At 69.8% G+C, this 21,367-nt stretch carries 20 protein-coding genes; 5 read left to right on the top strand and 15 right to left on the bottom strand.

The window, feature by feature from the left end; genetic code table 11:
• Positions 1 to 52: 52 nt before the first annotated feature.
• A complete protein-coding gene (locus OHB24_RS18905; protein ID WP_327640376.1) occupies positions 53 to 535 on the top strand; it encodes an SCP2 sterol-binding domain-containing protein in 483 nt (160 codons plus the stop codon).
• 13 nt (positions 536 to 548) lie between these two features.
• On the opposite strand, the gene OHB24_RS18900 is transcribed toward OHB24_RS18905, so the two are convergent.
• From OHB24_RS18900 to OHB24_RS18885, 4 genes are read right to left on the bottom strand one after another with little or no spacing between them, the layout of a single operon-like run.
• A complete protein-coding gene (locus OHB24_RS18900) occupies positions 549 to 2,756 on the bottom strand; it encodes a hypothetical protein (protein WP_327640375.1) in 2,208 nt (735 codons plus the stop codon).
• A complete protein-coding gene (locus OHB24_RS18895; RefSeq protein ID WP_327640374.1) occupies positions 2,757 to 3,179 on the bottom strand; it encodes a hypothetical protein in 423 nt (140 codons plus the stop codon).
• An 18-nt stretch (positions 3,180 to 3,197) separates the two neighbouring features.
• On the bottom strand, positions 3,198 to 3,794 hold the full coding sequence (locus OHB24_RS18890; RefSeq protein ID WP_327640373.1) for a hypothetical protein: 597 nt from the start codon (positions 3,792 to 3,794) through the stop codon (positions 3,198 to 3,200).
• A gap of 24 nt (positions 3,795 to 3,818) precedes the next feature.
• Complete coding sequence (locus OHB24_RS18885) at positions 3,819 to 5,576, bottom strand: hypothetical protein (RefSeq protein ID WP_327640371.1); 1,758 nt, start codon at positions 5,574 to 5,576, stop codon at positions 3,819 to 3,821.
• 90 nt (positions 5,577 to 5,666) lie between these two features.
• Here OHB24_RS18885 and OHB24_RS18880 point away from each other — a divergent pair, with 90 nt between their 5' ends.
• Positions 5,667 to 7,244, top strand: coding sequence for an acyl-CoA carboxylase subunit beta (locus OHB24_RS18880; RefSeq protein WP_327640370.1), 1,578 nt, complete (start codon positions 5,667 to 5,669; stop codon positions 7,242 to 7,244).
• The gene (locus OHB24_RS18875) at positions 7,241 to 7,441 is read left to right on the top strand and encodes an acyl-CoA carboxylase subunit epsilon (RefSeq protein WP_327640368.1); all 201 of its coding nucleotides are present in this window, start codon (positions 7,241 to 7,243) and stop codon (positions 7,439 to 7,441) included. Before OHB24_RS18880 ends, OHB24_RS18875 begins: the two co-directional genes overlap by 4 nt.
• 74 nt (positions 7,442 to 7,515) lie before the next feature.
• On the opposite strand, the gene OHB24_RS18870 is transcribed toward OHB24_RS18875, so the two are convergent.
• The gene (locus OHB24_RS18870) at positions 7,516 to 8,706 is read right to left on the bottom strand and encodes a Maf family nucleotide pyrophosphatase (protein ID WP_327640367.1); all 1,191 of its coding nucleotides are present in this window, start codon (positions 8,704 to 8,706) and stop codon (positions 7,516 to 7,518) included.
• Positions 8,703 to 10,394: a DUF885 domain-containing protein gene (locus OHB24_RS18865; protein WP_327640366.1), complete on the bottom strand. Its 1,692-nt coding sequence runs from the start codon at positions 10,392 to 10,394 to the stop codon at positions 8,703 to 8,705. Before OHB24_RS18865 ends, OHB24_RS18870 begins: the two co-directional genes overlap by 4 nt.
• Positions 10,395 to 10,494: 100 nt before the next feature.
• Here OHB24_RS18865 and OHB24_RS18860 point away from each other — a divergent pair, with 100 nt between their 5' ends.
• A complete protein-coding gene (locus OHB24_RS18860; RefSeq protein ID WP_327640365.1) occupies positions 10,495 to 11,790 on the top strand; it encodes a neutral zinc metallopeptidase in 1,296 nt (431 codons plus the stop codon).
• Here OHB24_RS18860 and OHB24_RS18855 read toward each other — a convergent pair.
• Complete coding sequence (locus OHB24_RS18855; protein ID WP_327640364.1) at positions 11,770 to 12,108, bottom strand: MmcQ/YjbR family DNA-binding protein; 339 nt, start codon at positions 12,106 to 12,108, stop codon at positions 11,770 to 11,772. The genes OHB24_RS18860 and OHB24_RS18855 overlap by 21 nt on opposite strands.
• A 192-nt stretch (positions 12,109 to 12,300) precedes the next feature.
• The gene (locus OHB24_RS18850; protein WP_327640363.1) at positions 12,301 to 13,728 is read right to left on the bottom strand and encodes an MFS transporter; all 1,428 of its coding nucleotides are present in this window, start codon (positions 13,726 to 13,728) and stop codon (positions 12,301 to 12,303) included.
• Between the two features lie 92 nt (positions 13,729 to 13,820).
• Between OHB24_RS18850 and OHB24_RS18845 the strand changes: the two genes are divergently transcribed.
• The gene (locus OHB24_RS18845; protein ID WP_327640362.1) at positions 13,821 to 14,366 is read left to right on the top strand and encodes a TetR/AcrR family transcriptional regulator; all 546 of its coding nucleotides are present in this window, start codon (positions 13,821 to 13,823) and stop codon (positions 14,364 to 14,366) included.
• Here the strand turns inward: OHB24_RS18845 and OHB24_RS18840 are convergent.
• The 7 genes from OHB24_RS18840 to OHB24_RS18810 form a co-directional block, all read right to left on the bottom strand.
• On the bottom strand, positions 14,363 to 14,911 hold the full coding sequence (locus OHB24_RS18840; RefSeq protein ID WP_327640361.1) for a hypothetical protein: 549 nt from the start codon (positions 14,909 to 14,911) through the stop codon (positions 14,363 to 14,365). The two genes, OHB24_RS18845 and OHB24_RS18840, sit on opposite strands and share 4 nt — an antisense overlap.
• 115 nt (positions 14,912 to 15,026) lie before the next feature.
• Complete coding sequence (locus tag OHB24_RS18835) at positions 15,027 to 16,328, bottom strand: DUF58 domain-containing protein (protein ID WP_327640360.1); 1,302 nt, start codon at positions 16,326 to 16,328, stop codon at positions 15,027 to 15,029.
• On the bottom strand, positions 16,325 to 17,317 hold the full coding sequence (locus OHB24_RS18830; RefSeq protein ID WP_327640359.1) for an AAA family ATPase: 993 nt from the start codon (positions 17,315 to 17,317) through the stop codon (positions 16,325 to 16,327). Before OHB24_RS18830 ends, OHB24_RS18835 begins: the two co-directional genes overlap by 4 nt.
• A 9-nt stretch (positions 17,318 to 17,326) precedes the next feature.
• On the bottom strand, positions 17,327 to 17,911 hold the full coding sequence (locus OHB24_RS18825) for a hypothetical protein (protein WP_327640358.1): 585 nt from the start codon (positions 17,909 to 17,911) through the stop codon (positions 17,327 to 17,329).
• Complete coding sequence (locus OHB24_RS18820) at positions 17,908 to 18,621, bottom strand: DUF4129 domain-containing protein (protein ID WP_327640357.1); 714 nt, start codon at positions 18,619 to 18,621, stop codon at positions 17,908 to 17,910. Before OHB24_RS18820 ends, OHB24_RS18825 begins: the two co-directional genes overlap by 4 nt.
• Before the next feature lie 17 nt (positions 18,622 to 18,638).
• Positions 18,639 to 19,850 (bottom strand): GNAT family N-acetyltransferase, encoded by a 1,212-nt coding sequence (locus OHB24_RS18815; RefSeq protein WP_327640356.1) that lies wholly within the window; start codon positions 19,848 to 19,850, stop codon positions 18,639 to 18,641.
• 97 nt (positions 19,851 to 19,947) lie between these two features.
• Positions 19,948 to 21,363 carry a proprotein convertase P-domain-containing protein gene (locus tag OHB24_RS18810; RefSeq protein WP_327640355.1) on the bottom strand — a complete coding sequence of 472 codons (1,416 nt, stop codon included), beginning with the start codon at positions 21,361 to 21,363 and terminating at the stop codon, positions 19,948 to 19,950.
• Between the last annotated feature and the right edge of the window lie 4 nt (positions 21,364 to 21,367).

Raw genomic sequence — 21,367 nt, 5'->3', positions numbered from 1 at the left:
GCGCCGAAGGATGTCCGGCGAGCGTTCCTTCGAACTGCCGCGGGGGTGGTTGATGACCGATCGGGGTAGTGCCGGCTGGCTCGAGTCCGACGGCCTCACCGCCCTGGACGCGAGTGAGCTCGCCCGGCTGGTCGACCGGACGTCGGAGCGGGAGCTCCGGCATCGTCTCATCGGGGGAGTACGAGAGATCGCGTTGCGCGAGATCTTTCGCCGGATGCCGGAGTACCTCCGACCCGCCCGGGCTGCCGGGTTCGACGCTGTGATCAGCTGGCAGATCACCGGCGCGGGCGGGGCCGGTCGTCCCGAGTCGATCGACGAGTACTGGCTCCGTGTCCAGGACGGCCGCTGCACGCTCGTGACCCCACGCCCCACTCCCCCGGACATCTCGATCCGCACCGACCCGACCACCCTGCTCCGGATCGTCACCGGCAACGAGGACCCCGTCCTGGCCGTCCTCAAACAACGTCTCTCGGTCCGCGGCGACCTGGCCCAGGCCGCCCGCCTCCCCAAACTCTTCAGCGCCGGCCCCCTGTAACGCCTGCCCAGGCTCAGCGGCTCGGGGCGTCGGTGGTGCGACCGGCTGACTGCTCGGTGGTGTGCGCACCGCCGCGACGAGCAGATGCCGCCTGGCCCGGCCGCATCCGCGTCGCACCGGCGGCGGGCGCCTGAGGATCAAGCACAGCCCTCAGAGCCGCCACATCCTGTCCCGGAGCCGCCCCACCCTGCCCAGACTGCTGATGAGTCTGCGACCGCGGCCCACCCCCCTGCACCCGCCCCCACCACTGCCCCTGCGCCGGCTGCTGCCCCTCCTGCTGCACGCCCGACTGCTGCGGCGGCTGGTGAACCTGCCCAGGCTGCTGGTACTGCGCCTGCTGCTGCGGTGACTGGTGACCCGGCGGCTGCTGGTACTGCGTTTGCGGCTGCTGGTACTGCGGCTGTTGCTGTTGCGGATAGACCGGCTGCTGCGGTGACTGCTGCGGCGGCTGCTGCTGGTACGGGTTCTGTTGCTGGTGCTGCGGCTGCTGGTGCGTCGGCTGGGCGTACCACGGTTGCGGGTACTGCGGCTGAGCCTGCTGCGGCTGCTGGTGAACCTGCCCAGGCTGCTGGTACTGCGGCTGCTGCTGCGGTGACTGCTGACCCGGCGGCTGCTGGTACTGCGTTTGCGGCTGCTGGTACTGCGGCTGTTGCTGTTGCGGATAGACCGGCTGCTGCGGAGACGGCTGACGCGGCGGCTGCTGGTACGGGTTCTGTTGCTGGTGCTGCGGCTGCTGCTGCGTCGGCTGGGCGTACCACGGTTGCGGGTGCTGCGGCTGCGTCTGTCCCGGAACCTGCTGCTGGCCAGGTGTCTGCTGCGGCTGTTGCGGATAGACCTGCTGCTGCGGCGACGGCCCCTGGTACTGCGTCTGCTGCTGTTGCGGATAAACCGGCTGCTGCTGCGGAGATTGCGGCTGCGTCTGCGGCCACCACTGGCCCTGGGCCTGTTGCTGGCCAGGTGTCTGCTGCTGGGGTGGCTGCGGCTGCTGCCACTGGCCCGGGATCTGCTGCTGGCCCGGAGCTTGCGGTTGCTGCGGCTGCGGCTGCGGCCACCACTGGCCCTGGGACTGTTGCTGGCCGGGAGGTTGGGGTGGCTGCGGGTAGGCGGGTTGCTGCGGTTGCTGCGGTTGCTGCGGTTGCTGCGGTTGCTGGGGTTGCGCGTACTGCTGCGGTTGCTGTTGGGGTGGTTGTTGAGGTCTTGGTGGGATGGGTTGGAGCCTGGGGAACTGGGGCTGGGGTCGCGCGGCTTGCTGACCCGGCTGCTGTTGGGGCTGGGCTGTCTGTTGTTGGGGCTGTGGGCGGCGGAACTCGATGGTGGGGTGTTCGCGGGTGGTGGCTTGCTGGAGTTGTTGGGTTTGTTGGAGACCCAACTGGTTGCGGTACTGCGTCTCGGTGGCGCGGACAGTCGCGGTGACGGAGTCGGCGATATCCATGCCGCGGGAGTGCGAGACGGCGCGGAGGTTGGTGGCGGTGCTCTCGTTGAGCGACTGGAGCTTGCCGAAGTCCTGGTTGATCTGCGCGGCGAGGCGTTCGCGGACAGCCTCCTGTTCCGCAGCAGGTACGAGCGTCGGCAGGTCCGAGCTGTCGAACAGCACGTCGGCCGCGGCACGCGCCTTCGACATGGGCGGTTGGCTCGCCATCCGACGCAGTACCTCGTTGCCGGAGAGATTCGCCTCGGCGCCGACCTGGTCGGCGAACGCACGGGCCGCTGGTTCGTACCCCGGGTACGAGTGCGGCGCCCGCACCGCCTTCACCTGAGCGGCGAGGTCGGGCGGCAGCGTGCGGTCGGCGATCGCGTCGAGCTTGGCCTGGCTCCAGGCCTCGGTAACGCCCTCCTCGAGCGGCCGGTACTCCAGCGGCTTGAGGTCGTTCAGCCACCGGTCGTGCGTGAAGCCGTCCGGGCCGGCGAGATGGTCGAACTCATGGGCGACCGTCTTCAGTGCGTTCCGCCGGATGCTCCACTGCTCCGCCGTGGCCGGCTGCCCGCGCGTCGCGTACATCTCCTGCAGCGGTTCGACCACCAGCGTCCGGTTCAGCTCGATCTTGCCGTCGCTGTACGCCGCGCCACGGTACTCCGGGTTGTCGGTGTAGTTCAGTTGCCCGCTCCACAGCGACACGGCGGAGCCCGACTCGGCCGCCACCGCGTCCTGGACGCGCTCCCACAACCCGTTGTCGAGGTCCGGGATCTCACTGTTCGCGCTGCGAACGGCCCGGCCGGCCATCTACTGCTCCACAGACCCCAGGTCGATCATCTCGATGATCTGCACCAGGGTCTCGTTCATCTCGAGGGCGGCGTCGCGCTCCCCGACGGTGGGGGCGGCGTACGCGATCCGCGCGATCTCGGCCATCCCGGCCGCGGCGCGGGCCCGCCGCTCGGCCGCCGTACCGTCCGGACGCGACGCGCGCATCATGACGTCGGAGGCCTGCCGCACCGGAACGCTCTCCGGGGTGCGGGCTTCGAGGACGAGGTTGTCGAGCGTCGCCAGGTAGCGGATCGCCTTCGCCCGGTCGGCGTCTCCGTCGACGGTTACTGCCTGCTCCCTGAGCCGCTCGACGGCGGCCGCCAGTTCCTCGGGGTCCGTGATATCGCTCCCCCAGGCGCGCACGATCCCGCGGCGTGCAGCATCGAAGTCCCCGTACTTCACCAAAACATCATCGCATGGTCAGCGATCGCGGACCGGTGCCTTGGGTCCGGCCGCTGCGGTCGACGCGGTCGCGCGCGAGCCGGGTGTCACGCTCGGAGCCGCGATCCCGCGCGCCGGAGCCACCGTCTGGTCAGCGGCGAACTTGGCTGTCTGCTCGTCCGCGCCAAGGGTCCGTTGACCGGCCGGTGCGGCGTCGGTCACACCGGCGCCCTCTCGGTGCGTCGCGACGATCACGGCCAGCGGCTCGTTCATTTCGAGTACTGCGTCCCGCTCGCCGGTGGTCGGGGCCTCGGCAGCGATCCGGGCGATCTCGGCCATCCCGGCCTCGGCCCGTGCCCGCTGCTCGGCAGCTGTCCCCTCCGGCGCGGTCGACCGCATCATCACATCGGATGCGCGCCGGATGTGTTCGCTCTCCGGCGCCTCGGCCTCGGAGACCAGGTCGTCCATGACGGTCAGGTAGGCCATCGCCCGGTCGCGGTCGGACTCCACGGCGAGAGTCCCCGCCTGCTCCCGCAATCGCTCGACCGCCACGGAGAGTTGTTCGGGGTCGGTAATCTCGCGGCCCCAGGCACGGGCGATCCGGCGGCGTTCGGTGTCGAACTCGGCGTACTCCACTCGTCAATCCTGGCAGCCGAAGGGTCAGCGGTCCCGGGTCGGGCTGGAGTTGCCCTGAATGGTTTTCGTGGTTGCGGCGGGGGTGCTCGTGGGAGTCGCGGTGTATGGGCGGGTCATCGCGGCGTCGACGGCGAAGCGAGCGGTGGAGTCGGCGGCGAGGGTGTGGCCGTAGGCCTTGCGGCCGAGTTCCTGGCCGTGCATCAGAGCCTGGCTCGCGGTGGCGGTAGATGGCACGTCGGTGAGGCCACGGTCGACCGTCGCGGCGATCGCCTGTACGGCGGCAGGCCGGTCGGACTGGGGGAGCTCCGAGTCGGCGAGCAGCAACTCGCCCGCGGTGGTACCGATGTCGGCGCTGCCGGCCATGCGGCGCAGGGACTCGCTCGGCCGGGTGTCCAGGCCTTTCAGGTTGTCGACCGCGTTCGCGAAGCCCCGTACGACCTGACCGTGCTGGGTGTCGGGGTACGGCGGCTCAGGCGTCACCACCTGGTCAGCCAAAGCCGGCGGCAACGTCCGTACGGCGATGTCGTTGAGGTTCTGCGCTGCGAACTCGGCAGCTACCGCCCGCTCAGCAGGCGTGAACTCCGTCTCGGTCAGCTTGGCGACCAGTCCCTCCTGCCGAGCCTGTCCAGCCATCAGCGCGTACTCCGCAGTGAGGTCCCGGAGTGCCCCACGCGCACCGCTGACCTGCTCCGGTGTGAGCTCGCTCGACCCGTGCCTCGTCAGCTCGTGCAGCTCGAGCCGAGCGTCGCGGCTGAGGTAGAGCGTCCCGTCGAGCGACTGGGTGGTCCGGCCGGTCATGTCCGGCCACGGAGCATGTTCACCGTTCCACGCCGACTCCTGCGCTCCGGTCAGTTCGCCTGCGGTCCCGTGAACACGCTGGAGCAGGTCTTCCAGCGACTGCGGACGCTCGGCCGGCAGGCCGGGTCGTTGCGGTTCGGCCGGCTTCTCCCAGTAGTCGATCTTCTGCAGGAACTCGTGCAGCGTCCCGACCTCTTCGGTGGCGATGCGGCTGGCGGTGTCGATCGCGCCGGCACCGCCGGTGACGTCCTCGCGCCGGTTCTCCAGCTCCTCGGTCAGCTCGCGCTCCGCGGCCCGCTGAACATCCCGTACGGCGAACCCCGCCTCGATGCTTCTGGTCATCTGCCGATGGATCCCCGCCCGCTGCCCTTCAGGCAACCGCGCGTAGTCCATTCGCGCTTCCAGCAGCATCCCGGCCGCCTCGTGCGCGGCCGCACCGTGGCCGGCGGCAACCAAGCGTCGAAGCACCACGTCTTCACCGGACGCGGTCCGCGCCCCGATCGCGACCGCCAGCGCCCGCGCGGCCGCGACGTCCCCCTCTTGCTGCGGCGGTGGGAATCGGCCGAGGTCGTCCTGCCGCCCGTTCGGGAACAGTCCCGCGACCAGCCGCGGTGTCGCGTTGGCGGCGTACGCCCGGCAGACAGCCGTCGCGAGCCGGTCCCGGGCACCGGCGTCGACCGGCTCCGGCAGCGCGGGGTCCGGCTCGAGTGAGTCCGCGCACATCGCCACCAACTCGGTCAGCCCGGCGCGGGCGTCCTCTCGCCGGTCGTGCCACCGCCCTTCGGTGCCGGAGATCGAATGAAGCGAAGTCGCGAGCCGTCCCGGAATGTCCAGGTTGTCGGCGAGCGGCTGGAGCATCTCCACGTGCCCCGCGCTCAGTTCGAGCGTCTGCCCCCGCCGGAGCGAGGTCACGCCGTCCTCGCTGTCCAGCACGACGAGCTGGTTGACCTTCTGGAAGAGCTTGTCGACATTCGCGTCAGCCACCAGCGGAACCTATCGCCGGACCGGTTCAGTACGCCGCTTGCGAGCGACGTCACAGGCGGTACGGCATACTGGCGCGTAGGCTGCCCGTTCATGGGAGAGACCGTGAACATCCACACCACCGCCGGGAAGATCGCGGACCTCGAGCAGCGCCTCGACGACGCCGTCCACGCCGGGTCGGAGCGTGCGGTCGAGAAGCAGCACGCCCGCGGTAAGAAGACCGCGCGTGAGCGGATCACGCTGCTGCTGGACGAGGGTTCCTTCTCCGAGCTGGACGAGTTCGCGCGGCACCGCTCGACGAGTTTCGGGCTGGACGCGAACCGTCCGTACGGCGACGGCGTGGTGACCGGGTTCGGCACCATCGACGGCCGTCAGGTGTGCGTGTTCGCGCAGGACTTCACGGTCTTCGGCGGCAGCCTCGGCGAGGTCTTCGGCGAGAAGATCGTCAAGGTGATGGACCTGGCGATGAAGATCGGCTGCCCGCTGATCGGCATCAACGACTCCGGCGGCGCCCGGATCCAGGAAGGGGTCGTGAGTCTCGGCCTGTACGGCGAGATCTTCCGCCGCAACGTCCGCGCGTCCGGGGTGATCCCGCAGATCTCGCTCATCATGGGCCCGTGCGCCGGCGGCGCGGTCTACTCGCCCGCGGTCACCGACTTCACCGTGATGGTCGACGAGTCGTCGTACATGTTCATCACCGGCCCGGACGTGATCAAGACCGTCACCGGCGAGGACGTCACGCAGGAGGAGCTCGGCGGCGCCCGGACGCACAACACCAAGTCCGGCAACGCGCACTACCTGGGCTCCGACGAGGAGGACGCGATCGAGTGGGTGAAGGCCCTGGTCGGTCATCTCCCGCAGAACAACCTCGAGGACCCGCCGGTCTACGACGCGCCCGCCGATCTCGAGCCGACGGAGACCGACCTCGCGCTGGACACCCTGGTCCCGGACTCGCCGAACCAGCCGTACGACATGCACACCGCGATCGAGGCGGTCGTCGACGACGGCGAGTTCCTCGAGGTGCAGACGCTGTTCGCGCCGAACCTGATCGTCGGCTTCGGCCGGGTCGAGGGCCGCCCGGTCGGCGTGGTCGCGAACCAGCCGATGCAGTTCGCCGGCACCCTCGACATCGACGCGTCCGAGAAGGCGGCCCGGTTCGTCCGGACCTGCGACGCGTTCAACGTGCCGATCCTGACCTTCGTCGACGTCCCCGGCTTCCTGCCCGGCACCGACCAGGAGTGGAACGGCATCATCCGCCGCGGCGCCAAGCTGATCTACGCCTACGCCGAGGCGACCGTCCCGATGATCACCGTGATCACCCGGAAGGCGTACGGCGGCGCGTACGACGTGATGGGCTCGAAGCACCTCGGCGCCGACATGAACATCGCCTGGCCGACCGCGCAGATCGCAGTGATGGGCGCCCAGGGCGCGGTCAACATCCTGCACCGCCGCGAGCTCGCCGCGGCCGAGGACGTCGAGACCCGCCGCCAGGAGCTGATCACCGAGTACGAGGACCACCTGGCGAACCCGTACATCGCGGCCGAGCGCGGGTACATCGACGCCGTCATCAAGCCGAGCGAGACCCGCGCCGAGATCGTCCGCGCCCTCCGCCTGCTCCGGACCAAACGCGACACCCTGCCCCCGAAGAAGCATGGGAACATCCCACTGTGAGCACCATCAAGATTGCCAAGGGCAACCCGACTCCCGAAGAGCTGGCCGCTCTGATCGCGGTGGTCGCCGCACGCGCCGCCGTACCGGCTCCTGACGCCGACCCGGACCGAGCCAGCAACTGGGCCACCTACTGGCGCAACGCCCGCACCCCCTTCCACCCCGGCCCCGGCCAGTGGCGCGCGAGCGCTCATCCATAAACACTGGCGGCATGGCCAAGTACGCGGTCAACTCGACGACAAGACCGGGCTCGCCGGCTGACCCGACCTGAGGGTCAGGTGCGGCGGAAGCGGACCAGGGGGTACGTCGGGGCGTGTCCCGTGTTGTGGGTTGGGCCGGGGAAGGTGGTCGCGCCGTCGAGGATCAGGCCGTGGCGGGACGCGACTGCGACCAGGTGGGCGAGGGCGTCCTGGGAGCGGGTTTCGTTGGGGCCGCGGCCGTCGGCGTAGCGGGTGGCGTCGGACTTCTCGGCGGTGGTGACAAAGACGCCGTCGGTACGCAGGACCCGCGCGACCTCGGCGAGCACCGGCTCGCTGTCGTCGAGCAGCTGCAGCAGCCAGACGGCCACGACCGCGTCGCACCGGCGGTCGGCCACCGGCAGTTGCGCCGCATCGGCCGCCGCGACGTGACCTGGCAGCCGGACGTTCGCGCGCTGCAGCATCGCCTCAGACACGTCGACGCCGTGCACCAGGTTGCCGAGAGCAACCAGCTCGGCGCCGACGATCCCGGTCCCGACCGCGAGCTCGAGAACTCTTCCGCCCTTGGGGAGTAGCGAGTCGACAGCGCGCGCGGCCGCTTCTGCGCGGGCGGGTCCGCCGCGCGTCTCGTCGTACGTCTCCGCGACGGATTCGTCGTACGTGAAGGGTTTCTGGGAGCGCCACAGGTCGGGCCAGGTGATGCCGACGTCGATCAGCATCCGGCGCAGCAACGGCAGCGAGAGTCCGACGACGTTGTGGTAATCGCCCTCGATCGCGGTGACGAACGGACCGCCGAGTCCGTCGACGGTGAACGAGCCGGCCACCACGAGCGGCTCGCCCGTCTCGACGTACGCGTCGATCTCCTCGTCGGTGAGGTCAGCGAACTGAACCTCCGTCGACGCCAACTCCCGGATCTCCTGCTTGGAGGACGTGTCGAACAGGCAGTGACCGGTGTGCAGTACGCCGCGACGCCCGCGCATCATCCGCCAGCGCTCGCGAGCGACCTCGGGAGTACCGGGCTTGCCGTACGCGACGCCGTCGAACTCCAGGACCGAGTCGCAGCCCAGGACGGTCGCGTGATCGGTCAGGTTCGCGACCACCGCACGTGCCTTCAAGACGGCGAGCAGGCGGGCGAGCTCGCCGGGGTTCTCCGCGGTGACGTTGTCCTCGTCGACACCGGAGACGATCACCTCCGGCTCGATCCCCGCGGCGCGCAGCGTCTTCAGTCGCGCCGGTGACGCCGACGCCAGGACGAAATGGATGCTCACAGCTTCGCCAGCGCCCGGAGCAGCGGGTCGAGGCCGATCGATCCGAGGTTCAGCGCGTCGGAGTGGAACGCCCGCAGGTCGAACGCGGATCCCTTGCGCTGCTTGGCCTCTTCCCGCGCCTGCAGCCAGATCCGCTCGCCGACCTTGTACGCCGGCGCCTGGCCGGGCCATCCGAGGTAGCGGTTCAGCTCGGCCTGCAGGAACTCGGTCTCCATCCGGCAGTGCGCCCGCAGGAACTCGAACCCGAGGTCGGCGTTCCACCGCTCCCCCGGCCGCCAGCCGAACGGGTTGTCGCGCGGCACCTCCAGCTCCAGGTGCATGCCGATGTCAACGATCACCCGTGCCGCGCGAAAGCCTTGCGCGTCCAGCATGCCGAACCGCGCGCCCGCGTCCTCGAGGTAACCGAGTTCCTCCATCAGGCGTTCGGCGTACAGGGCCCAGCCTTCGCCGTGACCGGAGACCCAGCAGGCGATCCGCTGCCAGCGGTTCAGCAGGTCGGTGCGCAGCATCGTCTGGGCGACCTGGAGGTGATGCCCGGGCACGCCCTCGTGGTAGACCGTGGTGACCTCGCGCCAGGTGGCGAAGTCCTCCACGCCGCTCGGCACCGCCCACCACATCCGGCCCGCGCGCGTGGTCAGGTCCTCGCTCGGCGGGGTGTAGTAGATCGAGCCGTCCGAGGTCGGCGCGATCATGCACTCGAGCTTGCGGATCTCGGCCGGGATGTCGAAGTGCGTGCTGCCCAGCTCGGCCACGGCCGCGTCGGACATCTGCTGCATCCAGTCCCGGAACGCTTCCTTGCCGTGGATCTTGCGGGCCGGGTCGTTGTCCAGCAGCGCCGCGGTCGCCTCGATACTGCGGTCGCCGCCGTTCAGCCCGGACGCGATGTCCTGCATGGCCGACTCGATCCGGGCCAGCTCCGCCCAGCCCCAGGCGTACGTCTCTTCGAGGTCGATCGCGGCGCCGAGGAAGCTGCGGGAGGCCAGCTCGTACACCTCCCGGCCGCACGCGTCCCGCTCCGGCGCCCGCGGCGCGAGGTCGGCGGTCAGCCACGATCCGAACTGGTCGAACGCCTTCCGCGCCGAGGCCGCCGCAGCCTCTACTGCCGGCTTGACCGCGCCCTCGGGCGCCCGCGCTGCCAGTCCGGCGAAGAAGTCGTCGCCCTCCGCACCGGTCCAGCTGGCGATCCGCCCGGCCAGCCCGGTCACCTGACGCACGGCCGAGATCCGGCCCTGACCGGCCTGCTCGAGCAGCGTCTCGCGGTACCCGTCGAGCGTCGTACCGACCTGGTTCAGCCGGATGGCGACGATCTCCCAGTCCTGCTCGGTGTCGGTCGGCATCAGGTCGAACACCTGCCGCAACCCCGCCGGCACCGAGGCGATCGCGTTCAGCTGGTGCTGCGGTACGCCGGCCTCGTGGCGCTCGACCTCCAGGCCGAGCCGCTCCACGAAGGCGTCCTTGGCGACCTCCTCCCGCGGACTCGCCGGCTCGATCGCAGCGGCCTCGGCGAGCGACCTCCTGGTCTGCTCGATCCGCGCCTCGAAACCGGCCGGTGTGTAGTCCGGCAGCTCGTGGTCGTGGCCGGCGACGCCCAGCTCGGTCGCCAGGATCGGATCGAGCACGATCTCCTGCTCCAGGTGCCGCTCGGCGAGCTGGTCGATCGGGCTGTTGGGGGTAGTTGCAGAAGTCACCTGATCGACCCTACCTGTCGAGGGTCGCCGGGGCTGACCTGTTTGTTGCCGATACTGTGGCGGTCGCTGAATGCCAGCACGAGGGACGAGAGGAACGGCGTTGAGCCAGCCACCCTACGGGCCGCCCGGCCAGAACCCGCCGTACCAGCAGGGCCCGCCGCAGGGTCCGCCACAGGGTCAGTACGGCGGTCCTCCGCAGGGTCCTCCGCCCGGTCAGTACGGCGGCCCGCCGCCGCAAGGCCAGTACGGCGGCCCTCCTCCGGGTCAGTACGGCGGCCCCCCGCAGTACGGGCAGCCGCCGCAGGGTCCCGGCTTCGGCTGGGGCCCGAGCTTCGGCCCGGGTGGTCCCGGTGGTCCTGGCGGTCCCGGCATGGGCTGGCAGCCGCAGCAGCCGCGGAAGAAGTCGAAGGCGCCGCTGATCGCGATCCTGTCGATCGTCGTGGTGGCCGTCGTGGGCGGCGCGATCATCGGTCTGGTCCGGAAGGCCGCCACCGACGTGACCACTCCGCCGGTGACGCCGAGCCGGTACACCCCCGAGCCGACCACTTCCCCGACCGAGGAACCGACGGAAGAGCCGACCGAGGAGCCCTCCGAGTCGCCGTCCGAGGAACCGACGACCACCGAGCCCACCACCACCGAGACGTCGAGTACGCCGAACAAGCCGGCGGACACCACGGTCGTGGGCAAGAACGCGCTCTACAAGGTCGGCCAGATGTCCACGGTCAACTGCAAGGAGCCCAAGGCCCGGCCGACCAACGCCCGGGGCGCGGCCGCCTACTGGGCCGCGATCAAGCCCTGCCTGGACAAGTCGTGGGCGCCACTGGTGGCGAAGGCCGGCTACAAGTTCAAGGCGCCGGGGATGACGTACTGGTCCGGGACCTCGATGTCGACGCCGTGCGGCGACGGTCCGGTCGCCGTACCGTTCTACTGCTCGGGCAACCACATGATGTACATGAAGGTGGACGTCTTCGTGAAGGCGTACACCCAGTACCCGGGTGATGCGATCGGGCAGGCGTACGCGCGGATGTGGTACACCCGCTCGATCGCCCACGAGTACGGCCACAGCGTGCAGTTCATGACCGGCATCCTGCAGTCCGCCAGCAACCTGCGGTACGAGCAGTCGGACTACGAAGGCCGGACGCGGATGACGCGCCGGATGGAGCTGCAGGCGAACTGCTTCGCCGGTGTCTTCCTGGCCGCGAACAAGCGCAGCTACCCGATCAACGGCAACCTGCTGTACGTCTGGAAGAAGTACGTCGTCACCGCGGGCGACAAGCCCGAAGAGGGCGACCACGGCAGTGTGGCCAGTCAGGGACGCTTCATGGGGAAGTCGTTCAACACGGCCAACCCGGCCACTTGCAACACCTTCGCGGCGTCACCGGCCAACGTCAGCTGACAGCTCCGGCGGCGCGACCTGCCGCCAGGAGTCGACGAGGATGTCCTGCAGTTCGCCGGCGTCCTCCAAAGCCTCGAGGCGGGCTCGAACCCAGTTCGAGCCCGCCTCGTGTTTCGGCACCCAGAACTTCTCCGGCTCCGCGGCGATCAGCTCCTCGCGCTCCAGCCGCGGACACCGCACCGCGAACGACGTCTGGTCGTCAGGCACGGTCAGGAACATCCGCCCAGCCACATCAAACGTCGGATGCCCCCACCGCCGCTTCTCCACCGTCCCCGGCAACCCCAACGCAATCCGCCGCACGTCCTCAGCATCCACCACGCTCACACTCTAGAACGTGTTGCCCGTCCTGCTGCGCGGAACATTTCTGCCACCAGCTGCAACATTTGTTCCGCAAACAACCGGCCACTACCCCCCGACCTGGCCTTGACGCGGTGGGGACACCCGGTGGGGACTGGGAACTAGCAATTGCTTGTTCCCAGACTCCGGCGGGGGTGCTCGGTCCTGGCTTCGTTAGTTGCTCGACGACGAGTTGGCTGCGCGGGTGCGGCCCGGGAGGAGGAGGGCTGCCAGGGTGCCGGCGGCGACTATGGCGGCTCCGGTCCAGACGGCGGGGACGAGGCCGGCGGCGTACTCCGTCGGGGACTCGTAGGAGCCGGCTGAGGCGAAGACCGAGGCCAGTACGGCGACGCCCATCGCGACTCCGACCTCGCGGATCGTGTTGTTGGTGCCGGACGCGACGCCGCGGTCAGCGTCGGAAGCGTTCTCCATCACCACGCTCGCGGACGGTGCGAAGGTCAGCCCCATCCCGATCCCGGCCAGGATGAACGGTGCGACAAGTTCGCCGTACTGCGTGGTTGCCGTCGTGACCAGTGCGATCCAGCCGAGCGCGATGGCGAGCAATGCCTGGCCGGTCACGATCAGGATCCGGGGACCGACGCGGTCGACGATCAAACCGGCGATCGGTGCGACCACGAGCGGCGCCGCGGTCCACGGCAGCGTGCGGACCCCGGATTGGAACGGCGTGTACCCCTGCACGACCTGGAAGAACTGCGCCAGCAGGAACACCGCTCCGAAGACACCGACCGCGAAGGTGAACGCGACCACGTTCACCACACTGAACGAGCGAACCGAGAACAACCGCAGCGGTAACATCGGCGCGACGGTACGGCGCTCCCACCCGAGGAACGCGGCCAGCAGCACGACGCCCGCGATCAGCGAACCCAGCACGCCGGCGGAGGTCCAGCCGTCGTCGGCTCCGTGCACAACACCCCAGACGACGGACAGTACGCCGGACGTCGCCAGCACGAGTCCGAGCAGGTCGAGCCGCTTCGCCGTACCCCGGGACTCGGTCAGAACCCGCGTGGCGAGCACCACGGCGACGACCCCGACCGGAACGTTCAGCCAGAAGATCCACTGCCAGTTCAGACCGTCGACGACAGCTCCGCCGACCACCGGACCGACCGCGATTCCGAGGCCGGAGATGCCGCCCCAGATACCGATCGCGGCGCTCCGCATCTTCTCCGGTACGGCGCCCGCGAGCAACGTCAGCGACAGCGGCATCACGGCCGCCGCGCCGATGCCCTGGATCGCGCGGGCCCCGATCAGCATCCACGGCTCGGTCGCCAGCGCGCAGGCCGCCGAGGCCAGCGTGAACAGGGCGATCCCGGCCAGGAACACCCGCCGCCGGCCGAGCCGGTCGCCGATCGCGGCCGCGGTCAGCAGCAACGCGGCGAAGGCGAGCGTGTAGGCGTTCACGAACCACTGCAGGTCCGACAGGGTCGCCCCCAGCTCGGACTTGATCACCGGCAGTGCATTCGTCACCACCAGGTTGTCCAGCGTGACCATGAACACCGGAATCCCCACGGCGGCCAGCACCAGGCCGAGTCCGCGGCTCCGGGGAGCGGTCACTTCCCTCTCGTCGAGAGCGGTCGATGTCATCTCGTACCCCTAGTTGTAATTGACTGATAACAAGCTTGATCATGAGAGTATGCATCGACTGATAACATGTCAAGGGAGTGGAAGGAGCACGGATGACGCCCAAGGTTCGGCTGACCGCCAAGGAGCGCGGCGCAGAGGTGTTGCAGGCCGCGGTCAGGGCCTTCGCGATGTCCGGGTACGACGGCACGAAGACCGACGAGATCGCCCGGCTGGCCGGTGTCTCACAGCCCTATGTGATCCGGCTGTTCGGCACCAAGCAGGAACTCTTCCTGGCCGCCGTGCGGAGTGCCTGCGACCGGATCGAGCAGACCTTCCGCGACGCCGCGGCCGAGACCCCGGAGCTGAGCACACTGGGCCGCAACTACGAGCGGCTGTTCGACGAGCCTGAGGTGCTGCTGGTTCTGCTGCAGGGCTTCTCCGCCAGCCGCGACCCTCTGATCGGTGACTGCGTTCGGGAGCGCTTCGGTCGGATCTACGCCCTGGTCCGCGAGTTGACCGGTGCGTCACCGACGCAGGTCCGCGAGTTCCTCGCCTCCGGGATGTTGCTGACCGTCATGTCCGCCATGCAGGTCCTGGGCCCGGACGCGATCTCGATGCCGTGGGCCGAGGAGATCCAGGAAACCTTCGGCGCGCACTAGTCGCGGCCGAGTTTCTGGCCGGCGGCGAACCAGATGGTCGCGGCGGCCAGTGCGATGGCGGCGGCGGTCACGACGAGCGAGCCGGCGAGGTCGGCGCCACGGACCAGCGCGGCCGCCCCGGCGACGGCCGGCGCCAGCAGTACGGCGATTGCCCCAGGCAACCACCAGCGTCGCAGGGCCGCTCGGTGCACCCGCGCGTACGACGGCAGCTGACCGGCGAACGCAGCGGCCAGGTGGACCACGACGAGCCCAACCGCGGTCAGGGCCAGGCTCCAACTCGGCGCGCCGGGTGCACGCATCAGCCACCCGAGTGTCACCACCAGCACGAACATCATCGCGGCCAGCGAATCAGGCAGCACCACCGTGCACAGCAACAACCCAGCACCGGCGATCGGGACCAGATCCGCCTGATCCCACGACTGCACCGAGGGCACAACCAGCGCGACCGCCCCAGCCACCGCAATCACCAACCGAGCAAACACCACAGCCCGCCCGGACGCCCGCAACTGCGCCAACCACAACGTGATCTTCTCGTCAGCGGTCATGGGGCCTCCCGGTCTGGACTGAGGAGCGGAGGGAGCGAAGCGACCGGAGCGACGAGGGAAGGCCGGGAGTTACAGCCCCATGACCCGCCGCGCCGGAGGCGTGGCATGTGCACAGTCATGAGCGAATCCTTGGAGCGGCGGAGACTCTGGCGGCGTCTCGTAGTACCTCGTCCAGGGTTCCGGCGCCTCGCCAGGGGACGGTTGGTACGCCGAGGTCGCTGAGGCGGTCGAGGTCGCGGCGGCGTTCGAGCAACCGCAGACGCCACGCGAGCGGCCACGACCGGGCGTCGTGCGCGTCGAGGTCCATGATCGACACGACGTCCGGCGGCAACGTGTCGATCGCGATCACCGTGCAGCCGGAGTGCACGAGCGTCACGATGTAGCCGAGGATCGTCGGCCGCAGCAACGGGCTGAGGACGAGCACCAGGCTGTCCGACCGCACCCGGTTCCGCCGCGCCAACTGCTCTTCGTCCTGTTGCCGGCCGCGCCGGTCCGCGTGTACCAGCGTGTCCAGGATCCGCCGCAGATGCGCGCGCCCGCTCCCCGACCGCACGCCGCGGAACAGGCTCCCGGTGTCGATCAGCCGCACCCGGTCGCCGTTGCGCAGGTAGTGCTCGGCGATCGCGGCGGCGGCGCGGACGGCGGTGTCGAGACTCGAGGACCGGCCGTCGATCCCTTCGCTGATCCCGATCTCGCCGCCGGTGTCGACCATGATCACCACCTCGGTGTCCCGGTCCGACCACGTCGACGTGACGTGCAGTTCCTGCGTCCGCGCGGACACCGACCAGTTGATCCGCCGCAACCGGTCCCCCGTCCGGAACGGCCGTACCCCGGCCAGCTCCGTCCCTTCGCCCGGACGCCGCGACCGATGCAACCCGACCAGTCCGGCCGGCCGCGGTACGGCGTCCACCGCCTCGAATCCCTCACGCAACGGCAGCGTCTTGACCGCCAGCGGCTCGGCCGACGTCACCTGGATCCGGTACGCCCCGACCGTCGACGTCGCCGTGACTGTTGGCCGTTCCAACGACCGCAGTCCCCAGCGCTTCGACCGTACGCCGACCTCCAGCCGCACCTCACCGTGTGAGACCGGCTCCGCGATCGCAGCCTGCGGCGGGTCGTACTGGAACCAGAGCGTCCGCGGCAACGCCGCCACGATCAGATCGATGTCGGGATCGACGGACTCCGGCACCCGCATCCGGTACGTCGTACCCTGCCCTTCGAACAGCACGTCCGCGTCCAGCTCGGTATGCACCTCCGGGCGCTCCCGCGGCCGGAAGAAGCGCCCCCACACCGCGAGGAACGCCAGCGGCAGACCGAACACGGCCGCATCCGGGCGCCGCAGCAGCACGGCGGCGCCGACCAGCACCGCAGCGACACAAACCGCCCGGACCTGCGCGTGCGTCGGCCGCCAACTCATGCGCTGGTGCCTACCACGGTGGGCGGTGCGGCAACCGAGCCGAGCACCGTCCGCACCACTGTCGCTCCGGTGACCTCGTGCAGCCAGAGCTCGGGCCGCACGGTGATCCGGTGCGCCAACGCAGGCACCGCGACCGCCTTCACATCCTCCGGTACGACGTAGTCCCGGCCCTTGATCACGGCGTACGCGCGTGCCGTCAGCAGCAACGCCAGCGAGCCACGTGGCGATGCCCCGACGAGCACCTGCGAGTCCCGCCGGGTCGCGGTGGCGAGATCGACGCAGTACTGACCGACCGTGTCGTCCACGGTCACCCGCTCCACGGCACGTTGCGCGGCGCGCAGGCCGGCGGCATCCGTTGCCGCCTCGACCGACTGGTCCTCAGTACGACGACTCATCCGGCGCCGCAGTACCTCCCACTCCTCCGCGGGGCTCGGGTAGCCGAAGCCGATCCGCAGCATGAACCGGTCGAGCTGCGCCTCCGGGAGCGGGTACGTGCCCTCATACTCCACCGGGTTCGCGGTCGCGAGCACATGGAACGGCACGGGCAGCGGGAACGTCTGCCCCTCGACCGTGACCTGGTGCTCCTGCATGGACTCCAGCAGTGCGGCCTGAGTCTTCGGAGGCGTCCGGTTGATCTCGTCGGCCAGCAGCAGGCCGGTGAAGATCGGGCCCGGCCGGAAGACGAACTCGGAGTCCTTCTGGTCGTACACGAACGCGCCGGTCACGTCCGACGGCAGCAGGTCGGGCGTGAACTGCACCCGCCGGAACTCCAGCCCGAGCGCCTGCGCGAACGACCGCGCGGCCAGCGTTTTCGCCAGCCCCGGGTAGTCCTCGAGCAGCACGTGCCCGCCGGCCAGGATGCCCGCGAGCACCAGTTCCAGTGCCTCGGCCTTCCCGACCACGGCCTGGCTGACCCGCTCCAGCACCTGCCGGCTCAGCTCGGTCACCTCACCGAGCTTCAGCTCGCCCTCAGTCGCTGCGTCGGTCACTGGTCTCCCTCACAGGTTCTCGATGGTGTGGATCGCGTACTCGATCTCGTCGAGGGACGCGGTGCGTTTGTCGTCGCCGGCGATCAGCTGCCAGAGCCGGTCGCCGGTGATCGCGCGGGCCTGGTCAGGCTCGCGCTCGGGGTCGACGCCGTGGCGGTGCACCAGGCGGTCGGTGGCCAGCTCGAGCAGCAGCGGGCGGACCCGGCGGACGAAGGTCTGCGAGCCTTCACCGGCACGCCGTTCGCGGCTCGACTCCTGCAACCAGGTGGCGATGAACTGCGTCCGGTTGTCGTTGGTCCGGGTCCGCAGCGCGGCCAGCTTGTCGTCGTTCCGACCGGGCCAGCTCGTCTCAAGGGTCTGCGGCACCACCAGCCGGACCGCCAGTGACACGACGCCGACAGCGAGCGCCGCCACCACGAACCACAGCGGCCGCGGCGCCATACCGGCAGCGGCGAACACGGTCACGAGCAGCAAGCTCACCACCACAGCCACACCAAGGTGCTGCAGAAGCAGCTTGCTCGGCAGCAACGACCTCCGCTTGACCTCCGGCGGCGGCCCCTTCTCCTCCAACGGAGTCCAGCTGTACGACGTCATGAGGCTCCCGCCTCCTCGGGATGAGCTGCCGCGAGCTCGTCGCGCAGTCGCAGCAGGGACGCGCGAGCCTCGGTCCGCGCCTGCTCGCTCGAGCCGTGCGTCGAGTACCGCGCCTCGCGGTACAACTCACCGAGCCGGATCAGCTGCGGCTCGGAGATCCCGCCGATCCCGAGCACCCGCACAGTGAATTCGGCCGGAGTCTCCGACGGATCCCGCGGTACGCCGGCCGAAGCGGCCGCCTCCTCCAACGCGACCCAGCACGCGACGACGGCGTCGGTCGCCGTACCGCTGTCGATGCGAGCCAGGCCCGTGTCGACCGCCTCGGCCAGTCGCTCCGCCTTCATCCGCTCCCAATCAGGCTCTTCGGCCTCCAGGTGCGGAAGCCGGACCCGGCGCACGACGCGGACGATGATCAGCAGGATGAACCCCACCACCGCCGCGATGATCAGGTAGACCACGGCCTGCCACAACGACAGCACCCAGCCCGGCGTCTCGCTCTGCGGGAGCACGCGCGGCGTCGGCTGTGACTGCTCCGGCGGCGTTTCGCTCACCGAGAAGGTCGGCAGCGGTCGCGGGCTGGCACTCAGCGTGCTGTCGCTGATCGGGCGCACCGGCCCACTCGCGGAGGCGAGCACGACGAAGCCGGCCACGACGAGCCCCACGAGCACCACGGCAACCACCGCGAGCGCACCCCGACGCTGCGTCTGCATCTGGGCAGGCTACCCCCTCAAAAGGCTGTGTCGAGGAAGGGGAGCCGGGATGTGGAAAACGCTTCCGCAGTCGCGGCGAGCGAGCCCGGGGTGTGCTCGGAGACCAGGCCTGCCCGGCCGAGCCGCTTGAGCGACGGGCGACCGAGGTAGACGGCGCCGAGGTCCCGGACGTCAAGGGTGAGGTCGGCGTCGCGCGTGACGGACTCGCAGGAAGCGCCGTCCGGTCCGCCTGCGAGGTGCCAGCGGCCCGCGTTCCACGGGAGGAAGTCGTCGACCACCTCGAGGACGACGTCGAGGTCCCGCGCGTACGTCCGCTCCGCGAGCGCACGACGTACGTCGACCGGCCGGATCCACAGACCGTCCCGCGTGATCGGCGCCGGCGCCCGCGGGTCGAGCAGGAGGTCCAGCAGCGGGTCGTCCGACGCGAGCATCGCGCACCGCGTCTCGCTCAGCAGGTCCGGTTCGAGCAGGTACCGCCACAGCGCCGCGTGCGACGCGATGTCCACCGCATGCACCCGCTGTACGTCGACGTACCCCTTCTCCGCGCGCTTCGTCCGGTAGTGCGCGAACCCGGTCAACTCACCGTCCCGCTCGGCGACGACGCAGCGCAGCTTGGACGCGTTCGCGATGTTGCTGGTGACAGTCGCGCTGATCGCGTACTCCTGCCAGCGCTCGTCGTGCCGGCACACACCAGGCCGCTCGAGCGCCAGCCTGTTCCGCAGCTCACCGCAGCGGGCGAGATTCTCGTGTACGTCGACGTACCGGATCCGGACGTCGTCGATGCCGGCCACCGGGCGCAGCGTGCGGGACACCTTCGGTACGACGATCTCCTGGTGATCGGACGCCAGTCCGTAGCCGAACCGCGGGTAGATCACCGGCTCGCTCGCGGTCAGCGCCGCCAGCGGCTCGCGGCCGGCCACGTGGATGTCGGTCAGCTGCCTGCGCATCAGGTCGCGCAGGATGCCGCGCCGCCGGTGCGTCGGCCGGACGCCGACCATCGTCACACCCGCGACCGGCAACTGCCCGCCTGGCACCGTCATCAGGTGCGAGAACGTGCCGGTGTGCCCGACGAGCTGCCCGTCCTCGCTCGCGACGACGCTGCGCTCACGCTCCCAGATCCGCCGCTCGGACTCGTACTGCTCGTCGGTCCACGGCGCCGAGAACGCCATGTCCAGGAGCTCCAGGAGCTCGTCCCACTCACCCGCGAACCGCCCGATCTCGATGGTCATGTCCCTTACCTACCAGACGGCATGGACCGACGACCTGGGATTTACGGTGGCACCGGCCGGCATTGCCCCGAGCCGGCCGGCGCCTGTCCGGTGCTGTCTACAGCGTGATCGACCAGTTGGTGAGCGCGCCGGTGTCGCCGTACCCGTTGTCACCGATGCGCAGCGTCCACGTACCGGCCGCGGCCTCGTCGGCGGTGACGGAGTACGTCTTGGACGCCGGCAGCGGGTGGCAGGTCAGGCCGCCCGACCGCTGGAGGTAGTACCAACGGCCGCTCGGTGAGACCAGGCTGATGTTGAGGTCCTCGAGGCAGGTGTGGTTGCCCTCGACCGTCACCTTCACCGGACTGTTCGTCCGGCCGGTCACGGTCGCCTTGACGCTGCTGACCGCGACCTGGAAGTCGCGGATCGGGTAGTCGGTGCCGTTCGAGTACGTGCGCTCGCCCGGGTCCGGGTCCGGGTCCGGGTCGCCCGAGCCGGTGAGCAGCGTGAGGTTCCACTTGGCCAGCGCCTCAGTCACCGGCTGGAAGATCGAGTTGTCCTCGTTCGGCGAGCAGGTGGAGTTTCCACCGGAGTGCAGGCCGACCGCCTGGTTGCCGCGCAACCAGGCGCCTCCCGAGTCACCGCCTTCGGAGCACGCGGTGGTCGTGGTCAGACCGTCGATCACCACGGAGCCATAGTCGATGCTCTGGTTGATCGCGGTGACGGTGCCGCACTCCCAGTTCGGCGCTGTGTTGCCCGAGTGGCAGACCGTGTCGCCGACGATCGCCTCCGCCGCACCGGTCACGGTGACGGCCGGTTGTCCCCAGGTGTTGACGTTGGGCGAGATGGTCCAGCCTGGCTCGGTCACCGCGACGACGCCCATGTCTCCTTCGCGGGCGTTGACGCTGTGCGTGCCGCCGACGTTCGACGTACCGAGACGGTTGCTCTGGCCGCTGGCGCCGTATGCCGCCTGCCCGGCGTCGTTGGTGCAGTGACCCGCGGTCAGGAAGTGCTTGTTTCCTTGCGCATCCGTGGCGGGGAAGCCGACCGAACAGTTGCTCTCCGACCCCGGCCACCACGGGTCGCCCGGGTTGACCTCACCGGACTGCTGACGGAAGTCGGAGTGCACGCGCACCACCCGGACGCCTTCGCCGAGGGTCGCGAAGGCATTGGTGGTGGTGCGTGCCTTGACGACGACGCTGTTGGTGACCGGGTCGATACCCCAGCTCTGCAGGCCTTGCTGACTCCGCGCGATCCGATCGACCTGGGCGAGCAGGTGGTCGAGCTGCTGCTGGTCGCGTTCGACGTACTGCGGAGTTGCGCCGGCGGCTCGTACCTTGGCCGCGGCGGCCTCGTCGACCACCGCAACCTTCAGCCTGCCGTGGTCGATCCAGCGGCCGGCCTGACTGGGTGAGTCCGCGAGCCGGGCGGCGATTTGCTGCGGGGTATCTGGTGGAGCCGCCTCGGAGTAGGCGGCGGCGCTGACCGGTGTCGCGACCAGTCCGGCGGTCAGAAGTATCACTGCGAGTTTCATCGGT

The sequence above is a fragment of the Kribbella sp. NBC_00482 genome (assembly GCF_036013725.1).
Classification (GTDB): Bacteria; Actinomycetota; Actinomycetes; order Propionibacteriales; family Kribbellaceae; genus Kribbella.
Note: the sequence above shows the minus strand (reverse complement) of the source record. Positions and strands in the feature narration are given on the sequence as shown.

Excerpts from the sequence above, each read along its gene's own strand:
- OHB24_RS18820 (WP_327640357.1), bottom strand. The coding sequence starts at position 18,621 with ATGCAGACGCAGCGTCGGGGTGCGCTCGCGGTGGTTGCCGTGGTGCTC.
- OHB24_RS18880 (WP_327640370.1), top strand. The coding sequence starts at position 5,667 with ATGGGAGAGACCGTGAACATCCACACCACCGCCGGGAAGATCGCGGAC.
- OHB24_RS18835 (WP_327640360.1), bottom strand. The coding sequence starts at position 16,328 with ATGAGTTGGCGGCCGACGCACGCGCAGGTCCGGGCGGTTTGTGTCGCT.
- OHB24_RS18825 (WP_327640358.1), bottom strand. The coding sequence starts at position 17,911 with ATGACGTCGTACAGCTGGACTCCGTTGGAGGAGAAGGGGCCGCCGCCG.
- OHB24_RS18810 (WP_327640355.1), bottom strand. The coding sequence starts at position 21,363 with ATGAAACTCGCAGTGATACTTCTGACCGCCGGACTGGTCGCGACACCG.
- OHB24_RS18845 (WP_327640362.1), top strand. The coding sequence starts at position 13,821 with ATGACGCCCAAGGTTCGGCTGACCGCCAAGGAGCGCGGCGCAGAGGTG.
- OHB24_RS18850 (WP_327640363.1), bottom strand. The coding sequence starts at position 13,728 with ATGACATCGACCGCTCTCGACGAGAGGGAAGTGACCGCTCCCCGGAGC.
- OHB24_RS18905 (WP_327640376.1), top strand. The coding sequence starts at position 53 with ATGACCGATCGGGGTAGTGCCGGCTGGCTCGAGTCCGACGGCCTCACC.
- OHB24_RS18815 (WP_327640356.1), bottom strand. The coding sequence starts at position 19,850 with ATGACCATCGAGATCGGGCGGTTCGCGGGTGAGTGGGACGAGCTCCTG.
- OHB24_RS18840 (WP_327640361.1), bottom strand. The coding sequence starts at position 14,911 with ATGACCGCTGACGAGAAGATCACGTTGTGGTTGGCGCAGTTGCGGGCG.
- OHB24_RS18900 (WP_327640375.1), bottom strand. The coding sequence starts at position 2,756 with ATGGCCGGCCGGGCCGTTCGCAGCGCGAACAGTGAGATCCCGGACCTC.